Origin of the sequence: Streptomyces sp. NPDC059456, from assembly GCF_042750055.1 — a bacterium.
Classification (GTDB): Bacteria; Actinomycetota; Actinomycetes; order Streptomycetales; family Streptomycetaceae; genus Streptomyces.
The window spans coordinates 1-10,352 of sequence record NZ_JBHYVA010000266.1 but is presented as its reverse complement, the minus strand read 5'-3'; the positions used below and the strand labels follow the sequence as shown (position 1 = coordinate 10,352).

The 10,352-nt window shown below is 74.2% G+C and carries 9 protein-coding genes; 1 reads left to right on the top strand and 8 read right to left on the bottom strand.

Annotated features, from left to right (window positions below; translation table 11 throughout):
- Window positions 1–466: 466 nt before the first annotated feature.
- From ACFXA3_RS22615 to ACFXA3_RS22605, 3 genes are all read right to left on the bottom strand, one after another.
- Window positions 467–2,170: a WG repeat-containing protein gene (locus ACFXA3_RS22615; protein WP_385189307.1), complete on the bottom strand. Its 1,704-nt coding sequence runs from the start codon at window positions 2,168–2,170 to the stop codon at window positions 467–469.
- Between the two features lie 163 nt (window positions 2,171–2,333).
- Window positions 2,334–3,893, bottom strand: a complete 1,560-nt coding sequence (locus tag ACFXA3_RS22610; RefSeq protein WP_385189304.1) for an AMP-binding protein — start codon at window positions 3,891–3,893, stop codon at window positions 2,334–2,336.
- A 125-nt stretch (window positions 3,894–4,018) separates the two neighbouring features.
- Entirely contained in the window at window positions 4,019–4,273 is a 255-nt protein-coding gene (locus tag ACFXA3_RS22605) for a hypothetical protein (protein ID WP_385189301.1), read from the bottom strand.
- A 341-nt stretch (window positions 4,274–4,614) separates the two neighbouring features.
- Here ACFXA3_RS22605 and ACFXA3_RS22600 point away from each other — a divergent pair, with 341 nt between their 5' ends.
- The gene (locus ACFXA3_RS22600) at window positions 4,615–5,115 is read left to right on the top strand and encodes a DUF4232 domain-containing protein (protein WP_385189310.1); all 501 of its coding nucleotides are present in this window, start codon (window positions 4,615–4,617) and stop codon (window positions 5,113–5,115) included.
- Between the two features lie 26 nt (window positions 5,116–5,141).
- Here ACFXA3_RS22600 and ACFXA3_RS22595 read toward each other — a convergent pair whose 3' ends face one another.
- The 5 genes from ACFXA3_RS22595 to ACFXA3_RS22575 all read right to left on the bottom strand — a co-directional run bounded on the left by ACFXA3_RS22595 (window position 5,142) and on the right by ACFXA3_RS22575 (window position 10,118).
- Window positions 5,142–5,546, bottom strand: a complete 405-nt coding sequence (locus tag ACFXA3_RS22595) for an STAS domain-containing protein (protein WP_385189299.1) — start codon at window positions 5,544–5,546, stop codon at window positions 5,142–5,144.
- Window positions 5,546–6,646 carry a B12-binding domain-containing protein gene (locus ACFXA3_RS22590; protein ID WP_385189296.1) on the bottom strand — a complete coding sequence of 367 codons (1,101 nt, stop codon included), beginning with the start codon at window positions 6,644–6,646 and terminating at the stop codon, window positions 5,546–5,548. Before ACFXA3_RS22590 ends, ACFXA3_RS22595 begins: the two co-directional genes overlap by 1 nt.
- A complete protein-coding gene (locus tag ACFXA3_RS22585; RefSeq protein WP_385189293.1) occupies window positions 6,643–8,289 on the bottom strand; it encodes a PP2C family protein-serine/threonine phosphatase in 1,647 nt (548 codons plus the stop codon). Before ACFXA3_RS22585 ends, ACFXA3_RS22590 begins: the two co-directional genes overlap by 4 nt.
- A gap of 210 nt (window positions 8,290–8,499) precedes the next feature.
- Window positions 8,500–9,726, bottom strand: coding sequence for a phosphatidylserine/phosphatidylglycerophosphate/cardiolipin synthase family protein (locus tag ACFXA3_RS22580; RefSeq protein WP_385189291.1), 1,227 nt, complete (start codon window positions 9,724–9,726; stop codon window positions 8,500–8,502).
- Window positions 9,723–10,118 (bottom strand): restriction endonuclease, encoded by a 396-nt coding sequence (locus ACFXA3_RS22575; RefSeq protein ID WP_385189289.1) that lies wholly within the window; start codon window positions 10,116–10,118, stop codon window positions 9,723–9,725. The genes ACFXA3_RS22580 and ACFXA3_RS22575 overlap by 4 nt, the downstream gene beginning before the upstream one ends.
- Window positions 10,119–10,352: the final 234 nt, after the last annotated feature.

The window sequence follows — 10,352 nt, the reverse complement described above, 5'->3', positions numbered from 1 at the left end:
ACCACCCCGGCAACTCCGACCACCCGCGCCACACCACGGGCCTCACGGCCAGGGGCACCCCCGCGGTCACCGACGCCGCCCGCGGCCCCACGTCGGTTCGGCGGGCGCCCGGGTGGGCCCCACCCGGGCGCGGGCTTCACTGGCCTGGGACGGCGGTCCGCTCCCCGGTGTCACGCCGGCGGAGGTCACGGTGGACGGCGGCGCGTTCACCGCCGAGTTCCCCGTACCGTCCGCCGCGGACGCCGCGGTCACCGCCACGTGCGCCGGGTACGCGCAGGTCTCCGCCGAGCAGCGGTTCATGGTGACCGATGTGCCAGGGCCGCAGCCCGAGGTGACCCTCGATCCGCCCTCGCCGGCATCGGGTGGCGGGTCCGTGGCCCTGTCCGGTTCGGGATTCAACTGCCCCGAGGTCGCCCTGTCGTGGCACGGTCCGGTGGGGCCGCGGGTAGGCCGTGGGACGGCGGTCTCAGGCGTCGACCACGGCCAGCCAGACCTGCAGCTCGCGGTCGCCGTCGCCGACGAGTTCGTAGGACTGCAGCACCAGGTGGCGGCCTTCGGCCTCCCAGGTGGCCTGCCATTCGCCGTCGCCGCTGCGCAGGCAGTTGACCACGTCCGCGAGGGGCTCGCCGAACCGCTCGCGCAGGCGCCTTTCGCAGGTCTCCCGGATCTCCTCGAAGCAGTCCTGCGCGTTGTCCTCCAGGAACGGGTACTCGGTGAGCCACTCCGCGGCCAGCCACGTGCTCGCGATCACGTGCATCGCGCCGTGCGCGGTGTTCTCCCGGTCGTACTCGTCGAGCTCCGTCAGGTCGTACGGGTCCTCGTTGCGGTCGAAGATCAGGGAACAGGGGTGGAACTCGCGCCGCGGCAGGTCCAGCAGTTCCCGCACGACCGCACCGATGTCACCCTCCCAGGCGGCCGCGTGGTCGACATGGGCACGGACGTCGGCGGCCAGGAAGGGCGCCCGGCGTTCGAACGTGCCGGCTTCGGCCGTGGCGCGCCAGACCGTGTCACCCGACGCGTCGCGCAGGGCGACGGCGCTGCCGTCGGGGGCGTCGACCTCCACCCGGCACACGTCACGGCCGTCCCGGCCGACGTGCACGACGTCCCCCTCGGGGGTCAGGAAGGGTGCGAGTCCGTGGCCTCCGTCGAAGCCGACGATCCACCGCTCGGAGTCGGTCAGGGGTTCCGGGTGCGGAGTGGGGGTGAACGAGCCGTCACTGCGCAGCACGCCCCACACCGGTGGGTCCGCGGGGCGGGCGACCGCCGCGCCCACCGCGTCGAAGCGGTCGGTCCACTCGTACGCCTCGTCGATGACCAAGGCACCGGTCGCGTCCCGGAAGCCCCGCGTGTAGTGGTCGCCGACCTTCAGCAGGCCGCACCGCAGCACCTCGTCCATCTCCCCCTCCCGTCGGACGACCACCCGGCCGCGGGCGTCGACGAACCCGAGGAACCAGTCGCCGATGCCGCCGCCGACGGCGTAGGCGAGGCCGTTCTCGTCGAAGGCGTCCAGGCGCCGGAAGCACGGCTCCACGACCCACGCGCCGTCGGCGTCGATCAGCCCCCACTCCTCACCGAGCCGGACCGGCGCCGTCCCGGCGGCGTTGAACGGGCGGATCCCGTCGAAGCGGGCGGCGATGGCGAGACGGCCGTCCCGGCCGACGTACCCGAGGCGGCCGTCGGCCACCCGGACACCGGCCAGGCCGTTCGCGGCGAAGGGCCCGGCCGCCCGGTGGACGGGGTCGATGACGAAGGCGCCGGTCGCATCGACGTACCCGGACCCGGTCTCGGTACGCGCGGCGGCCAGGCCGTGCGAGAAGGGGCCGGCCTTGACGAACCGCGCGGGTATGACCGCCGCCCCGGTGGTGTCGGCATAGCCCCACAGCCCGTCGGTCAGGAACCGGGACAGGCCGGCCGCGTCGAAGCCGGTGGCGTCCTCCAGCGAGGGTTCGGCCAGCCAGCGGCCCCGCCCGTCGAGGTACCCCCAGGTGCCGGCGAGGTCCCGGGCGGGGGCCGTGAGGCCGCCGCGGCCGTCCTCCCGGAAGGCCCCGACGGCGGTCAGCTCCGCCGGACGCACGAGCCCCCCGGTGTGGTCGACGAGCGCGAAGCGCAGGCCGAACGGAGCGCGCCCCTCGACGGGGACCGCGTGCGGCGCTGGCGGGGTGCTGTGCATGGCGGTGACGCTCCTTCAGGGCCCGCTGCGCGGGGTGGTGCAGGACGCCGACCAGCGTAGGCAGCGGCACTGACACGGGCTGCCGCGAGCGCCCGCGCCGCGGCATCTGCCGCCCCGGCAGCGGGCCGGGTGACGGGTGACGGGTGACGGGTGACGGGTGACGCTACGGGCGCGGGTGCGCCGCCGGGGCGGTGGCCCTGGCGCGCAGGAGCTTCTTGTCCGGCTTGCCCACGTCGGTCAGGGGCAGCGCGTCGACGAACTCGATGCTCGCGGGCTCGTACATGGCGCCCTTCATGTCCCGCACCATGGCGCGCAGTTCCTCCTCGTCGACGTCGCCGCCCGGTGTTCGGACGACGACGGCGTGGACCCGCTCCATGAGGTTGGCGTCGGGGACTCCGAGCACCGCACTCTGCAGGACCTGCGGGTGCGAGTTCAGCACGTCCTCCAGTTCCACCGTGTACACGTGGCCCCCCACGACCACGATCATGTCCTTGAGCCGGTCCACGATCGTGACGTAGCCGTCCGGGTCGACGAAGCCGATGTCCCCGGTGTGCAGCCAGCCGTCCCGCAGTACCTCCGCGGTGAGCTCGGGCTGCTTCCAGTAGCCCTTCATCACCTGCGGGGACCGTACGCAGATCTCGCCGTGTTCGCCGGCGGGCAGGTGCCGTCCGGCGGCGTCGCGGACGGCCACCTCGACGCCGTCCATGATCTTCCCCGCGGTTCGCAGCAGCTCCGGGCGTCGCGGATCGTGGTCCTGCGGGGAGAGCACGCTGATCCCGCCCGCTTCGTTCTGGCCGTAGAACTGGTTCAGCACGGGGCCGAAGCGCCGGACCGCCGCCGCGAGGCGGGCCGGGGAGGAGGCGCAGCCCCCGTAGGTGAGCATGCGCAGGCTGGAGGTGTCGGCGCGGTCGATCCCGGGGTGGTCCATCAACCGGTAGAGGAGCGGGGGCAGCAGGAAGGTGTGGGTGATGCGTTCGCGTTCGATGGCGGCGAGCACGGCGCCGGGTTCGAACTCGTCCAGCAGGACGACGGTGCCGCCGCGGTGCAGTGTGGTGTCGGCCATGATGCCCGCGGCGTGCGCGAGGGTGGTGCACACCAGGGCCCTCGCCCGCCCCTGCTCCAGCCAGTCCGGTCCGACCGACACCCACTGCTCGAAGGTGGTGCAGATGGCCTTGGGATGACCGGTGGTCCCCCCGGTGTGGCGGATGGTGCAGATGTCCTGCGGTTGCGCCTCCCCCTCGAACGCCTCCGTGGATTCCCCGGCGGCGAGCTGCACCAGGTCCGGGCCCACGCCGCCGCCCGTACCGGCGCCCGCACCGAGGACCAGCACCCGTTCCAGCTGCACCCGCTGCGCCAGATCGGCGGCGCGCTCGCCGTGGGCGGGGTCGACTATCAGCGCCCTGGTCTCGACGTCCCGGAGGATGTCGGCGTGCACGTCGGCCGAAAGGCCGGCATAGAGGTGGTTCACGGCGCAGCCGAGGAGCCCGGCGGCATAGCGGGCCGCGATCGTCTCGGGAAGGTTGCCGGACAGCAGGGTGACCGTCTGGCCGCGCCTCACCCCCTGGGAGCGCAGGGCCCGGGCCATGCCGTGGACGAGGCCGCGTAACTCTCCCGCGCTCACGCGCCGGCCCCGGTGTACCAGGGCCTCACGGCCCGGTTCCTTTTCCAGGGCGTCGAGGATCTCTTCCACGTGGCTGCGGAAGTGTTCGGTGGTGTCGTGCATGCCGGTCCCTATTGGTTGACTTGAGCAACTAGCGGGAGGGTAGCGATCGATGATCCACACGTTCAAACCGAACGCCGACTTCCGGCCAGCCCGCGCCCCCGTCCGCGCCGCTCGCGTCAGGCGCTCTAGTCGGGCGCCACCCGGCAGGCCGAGACCGCGGTCCCGTTGGTCACTCCGCCGGCCGTCAGACCGCTCACGCACTGCGCCTGGTCGCCGGTCAGTCCGACGTAACAGGCCATCCGGACGGAATCCGGCGCCTCCCCGCCCTGGAGCTCCCGCTCGACCTGGCCGACACAGGCCGAGATGTCCGCGTGCGCGGCGGGAGCGGCGAAGGCCGCGCCACCGAGCGCGAGGGTCAGGGCGGTGAGGACACCTGCCATACGGGTCGACGTGCGCATTGGGACGCACCAGCTCTCCAGGTCGTCACGCGGCCCGGCATCCGGACGGCCCGGATCCGCGTGGGCACGGCACCGAGCACGCGCGGCCGGTACGGCCACCGCTGGGTTCGGTCCCCGCCCCGGACCCGCCCGGCAGGACTCCCCCTCCTCCCCTCGACGCTAGAACAGGCCCGGCCCGCGCGCACCCGCGGACAAAATGGGTTTCCGTTGATGTTTCGGGACATTGGCGCCGAGCGGCATCGGGCAGGAATCCTGCCGAACCCGATTCCGCGGGAACGGCTCGCGGAACCGGTCCGGCACGGCAGGGAGAGCCCCGCATGCGCATGACCCGTACCCCCCGCACGCCCCTCATCGTCGCCGCCGTCGCCCTGGCGGCCGTCGCGGGCGTGGGCACCGCACAGGCTGCGACGCCGGGCGGCGGCGCGCCGTCGGCCTGCCGGCCGGCGAACCACCTCGCGAAGATCACGCAGGACCGGTCCAGTGCGGGGCACGTCCACTTCCGCGTCACGCTCACCGCTCCGAAGGGGTACGCGGCGTGCCGGCTCGCCGGCTCCCCCACCGACGTGCTCTTCGCCCGGCACGGAACGGCGCTCGGCGTCAGGGCCGGCCGGTACGGAGACCAGGGCGCCGTCGTGACCTTCGGGCCGGGACGGCCCGTCCACTTCGACATCCAGGTCCCCCACCAGGGGCCCGGGACCCCGGCGGACGAGGCCTCGTTCACCCTGCGGGCCCCGGGCGGCGAGATCCCGGGCACCTCCGTGGCCGAAGGCCGCTTCGAGGTGGCTCCCGGCACCGTCATCGGCCCGGTCCGGCCGGGAGCCTGACGCCGGGGGGACAACCGGCCGGGTCCTCAGGCCGTGGGGTCCGGGGCGGTGGAGTGGGCCGGGGTTTCGGCGGGGCGGGGCCGGGGGGTGCGCTCGCCTGGGCCGGCCGTGAAGTGGGCGAGCGTGCCGGTCTGTTCGAGCAGCTTCTCCAGCTGCGGGGGACGCCCGTCGAGGTGCAGCGCCACGTCGGCCGCGTCGGTGCGGCGGCGGACCATCAGCAGGGCCGACAGGCCGCTCGGGTCGACGGCGGTCAGGCCCGCGCAGTCCAGCCGCACCCCGCGCAGCCCGTCGTGCTCCGCCAGGGCGCGGCCGACGGCTTCGACGACGCGGTCGGCGTGCCGGCGGTCGAGGTCTCCCCGCAGCTCGATGCGGAGGGTGTCCGCGGCGCGGTGGCACGACAGCCGGAGCGGGGCGGAGGGCGAGCCGGTCATTAGGCGGTCCCCGTGACGGTCAGGGGGGTACGGGTGAGGCGGGCGGCGCCGGCGCGGAGCACGGCGACGGCCCGGGGGAAGTCCCCGAGCCGGCTGCTCAGCAGCGTCACGGCGGGCAGCAGGGACGCGGCCGGGACCCCGCGGGCGTCCAGGACTCCGGCGGTCCAGATCAGGAAGCCGCCGAACAGCTCCTCGTCACCGGTGTACAGCGCGGCGGCGAGGAACTCCACGATGTGGGACAGGTCTTCGGCGGTGCGTTCACGCTGCACCTCGGTGTAGTCGCGCAGGGCGGGAAAGGCGTCCTCCAGCTCGGCGAGCACCTCGCGGACGAGGCGGGACCGGTTGCGGGCGACGAGGGTGTACTCCTGGTCCTTCAGGTGCGGGAGGTCGTCGATGGCCTGGTGACCGGGTCTGGGCCGGGGCAGCGGCCCGCGGGCGAGGTCGTCCGCCGCGGTGCGGGCGTCGGGCGCCCATGCGTCCGCGCCCAGCAGCCGGGCGTAGCGTCCGCCCGGGCCGAACGCCGCTCCGCCGACGATGACGGGGGTGCCGACGGCCTGGCACGCGGTGATCGCGGCGTGCGCGGCGGGCAGGCGCGTGGGGATGGAGCTGGAGAGGGCCACCGCGTCGGGGCCGGTGCGGTGCAGGTGGGCGATCAGGTGCGGGGCGGGGACCTGGGCGCCCAGGTAGTCGACGTGCCAGCCGCGCATCCGCAGCACCTCGGCGAGCAGCCGGGCGGGCAGGGCGTGCCATTCACCGTCCACGCAGGCCACGGTGATCCGGCCGCGGCCCTGCTCCCGGTGGGCCGCGGGGTGCAGGGCCACCGCGGTCACCGCCCGCTCGTTGATGGCGGTCGCGGCGTGTTCCTGGGCGACGGTGATGCGGTTCGCGGCCCATTCCTCGCCCACCCGCCCCTGCACGGGGCCGATCACGTCCAGCAGGACGGCCTCCGGGTCGAGGCCGTCGTCGAGTGCGCCGAGGACGGCCCGGACCGCGCCGGGTTCGTCGAGTGCCGTGACGGCCTCCCACACCCGCTCGACGAGGACGTGCGTACGGATGCCGGGGGCCGTGCGGCGCGCGGCCGTGACGTGGTGCGGGCTCATGCGGTGAACCTGCCCCGGGTGTGACCGTTCACCGCGCTGAGGTGGTGGGTGCGCGGTGCGGAGATCACCACGATGGCCATGTCGTCGTGCGGGCCGCTGCCCACCCACTGGGCGGCGAGCATCTGCACGTGTTCCACGACGGCTTCGGCGGGCATGGCCGCGCACTCCGACAGCGCCCGGACCAGCCGCTCCTCGCCGAACATCACGTCGCCCAGCGGACCGCCGCGGGCCTCGCTGATCCCGTCCGTGTACAGGACGCAGGCGTCGCCCGGTGCGAGCGTCACCGACGCCGTCTCGGCGGAGATGGCGGGCAGCGCCCCCACCAGGGTGCCCTTCGTGGGGGCCGCCTCGATCGCTCCGTCGGAGCGCAGGACCAGCGGGGCGGGGTGGCCGGCGCTGGTCAGCCGCAGCCGTACGGTGTTGCCCTCGCGCGCCGCGGAGGCCAGCACCATCGTCGCGAAGCGTGTGCTCTCGGAGTTCAGCAGCGCGGAGTTCAGCAGGCTGAGCATCCGGTGGTGGTCGTCCGCCATGGGGAGCAGGGCGTGCAGCGTGTTGCGGATCTTCCCGGTCATGACGGCGGCCTCGAGTCCCTTGCCGCAGACGTCGCCGAGCACCACCAGCGACGCGCCGCCCTCGTCGGTGGCCGGGTGGACGTCGTAGAAGTCGCCGCCGACCCGTTCGTGGTCCTTGGAAGGGCGGTAGCCGCCCGCGTACTCCACCCCGGCCACCTGGTGCAGCGCGGGCGGCAGCAGCTCGCGCATCAGGGTGTCGGTGACCGACGCCTGCTCCGCGTAGAGGCGCGCCGCCGACATGGCCGCGCCGGCGCGTGCCGCGAAGAGCCGCGCGAAGACCTCCTCGCCCTCCGTGAAGGCGGCGGCGCCGGCCCGGCGCAGCAGCACCAGGGCGCCCGCGGGCACGCCGTGGCCGGGCAGTGGGGTGATGACGATCGACCCCACGCCGGCCAGGCCGTCCGGGACCAGCCAGGCCGGTGCGGCGGCGGGGTCGATCCACCGGGACGGCACGGGCGGGAAACCCTGGAGCGCCTCCGCGAGTCCCGGTACCTCGTCGGGGTCGACGGCCCGCAGGGCCACGGAGGGAGCGCCGCCGCGGACGCAGGCCACCACCGGCAGTTCGGTGCCGCGCGCGGGAGCGATCACGAGGGCCGCGTCCGTGAGGTGTTCCGCCGCCAGCTGCGCCGTGACGTCCATGCAGCGGTCCAGGTTCAGCGAGGACAGCAGCAGGTTGGACGAGCGGACCAGGAACGCCGTGCGCTCCCGCTCCGTCCGCAGGGCCTCCCGGGCGAGGCGGTGGCCGGTGTCGTCCACCAGCCACCACACCACCGTTCCGTCGTCCCGGACCGTGGGGTGCGCCGCGAACGACGCCTCCCCCACCGGTCCTCGTACGGCGCGTGCCGCCCCGGTCGCCGTCCGCTGCGCGGGGACGGCTTCGGCCACGTGCCGTGCGTGCGCCGATGCCAGCCAGGCGGGCACCACGTCGGACAGGGCCGCGCCCGGGCGGGCGTTCGGGAACGTCTGCCGGGCCGCCTCGTTGGCGAACACCAGGTGCGCCCGGGGGTCGGCGGCGAGCACGGGGTAGGGGGCCTCGCTCCACGGGAGGCCTGCCGCCGGTGGACCGGACGTCATCTGCGGGGAAGGAAGCACACATCAAGGCCCGCTGTGCGAACCCCTCACCTCTTCGTCAGAACGGAAACAATCGTTGCCCTGCGGCAACCATCCTCCATGGACCGCGTCCTGCGCAACCGGGCTCCCGCGCCGAGGGCGAGCCATCACCCGCACGGGTGGCCGGAACCCGTTCCGGCCGGGAGCAGGCCCCGGGCGGGACGCGGTGGACCCTCACAGGAAACGGCGCAGCGGGCGGACCGACAGTTCGCGGGCGCGCTGGAGGAGGGAGCGGCGCTTCCAGCGGTGCGGGGCGATCCGTGTGCTGACTTCCAGGTCCTGGTCGTAGTGCGCGTCCAGGGTGCGGGTGACGTCCGGGTCCATCACGGCGAGCATGACCTCCTCGTCGTGGTCGAGGGAGCGGCGGTTGAAGTTCGACGAGCCGATCAGGGAGACCACGCCGTCCATGGTGATGACCTTGGCGTGCATCATCGTCGGCTGGTACTGGTGGATGCGCACGCCCGCGGCGGTGAGCGTCTCGTAGTGGTGCTGCCCGGCCAGTTGGCACACGCGCTTGTCGGTGTGCGGCCCGGGCAGCAGGATCTCGACCGTGACGCCCCTGCGGGCCGCGGCGGCGAGCAGGCCGACGAAGTGCTCGTCGGGGGCGAAGTAGGCGGTCGCCAGGCGCACGCGTTCCTCGGCCGATTCGAGGATCACGCGCATCAGCGTCTGCATGTCCTGCCAGCCGAACGCGGCCGAGCCGCGCACCACTTGGACGACGGCGGAACCGGCGGGCTCGTGGGACACGAAGCGGTCGCGGTCGTCGAAGAGCTCGGGATGGCACTCCGCCCAGTTCTGGGCGAAGGCCGCGGCGATGCCGTCCACGGCGGGCCCGCGGACCTCGGCGTGCGTATCGCGCCATTCGCCCGGGGTGCGCGCGTCACCGCACCATTCCTCGGCGATGCCCACTCCCCCGGTGAAGGCCGTCCGTTCGTCGACGACCAGGACCTTGCGGTGGCAGCGGTGGTTCTGCTTGAGCGGGGAGAGGTAGGCGGGTCTGCGGAACCAGGCGACGTCCACCCCGGCCTCGTCCATCCGGTCCAGCAGGTCCTGCTCGATCAGGCGGCTGCCGAAGCCGTCCAGGAGCAGCCGTACCCGCACGCCGGCGCGGGCCCGTTCGGCCAGGGCCTCGGCGAACCGGCGGGCGATGGCGCCCTTCCAGTAGACGAAGGTCATCATGTCGATCGTGTGGCGGGCGGCGCCGATGGAGTCCAGCATCGCGGTGAAGATCTCGTCGCCGTTGCGCAGCGGGCGTACGGAGTTCCCTTCGGTCGCGGCGATGCCGATCAGCCGCTCCAGCCGGCGGCGGATGCGGTGGATGCGCTCGTCCGCAGGGGTCGTGCCGGCGGCGCCGGTGCCGGTGCCGGTGTGGATGCCGGTGTGGGTGTGGGTGTCGGTCATGACGATGTCCCTCGGGTCGGGGCGGACGGGATCGGTGCGGGACGGTGCCCGCTCGCCTCCCACGGCGCGGGCGCCTCCTGCTCCGTCCACGCGGCCAGGGCCTCGCCGTCGACGCAGACGATCCCGCAGGTGTCGGCGTACTCGGTCGCGGGCGCGGTGAGCGAACCGGTCGTGACGAGGACGGCTACGTCGGCGTGGTGGACCGCGAAGCAGGTGCCGCCGAACCGCTGGAGGTCCTGGGAGCCGACCCGGTTGTCCTCGGAGTAGTGCTTGCACTGGAGGACCACCCGCCGGCCGTCCGCCGTCGTCGCGAGGACGTCGGCGCCCAGGTCGCCCGCGCCGCCGACCACCTCCACCGAGGTGCATCCGTCCCGTGCGCACAGGGCGGCCACCGTGTGCTCGAAGCCGTCCGCGTCGACCGCGGCGTGGTCGAGGGCCGCGCTCCCGACGTCGGGGAGGTCCGGCGGCGGCGCCGCGTACCCCGGCCGCCCCCCCCCCCGGCCCCGGGGGGCTAGGCCGTGACGGGGGTGCAGGGGCCGCTCGGGCCGAAGGCCAGTGCGGCGAAGCGGTCGGCGATGCGGCGGTGGGTGGCGGCAAGGGCAAGACCACGCTGACCATCGGTACCT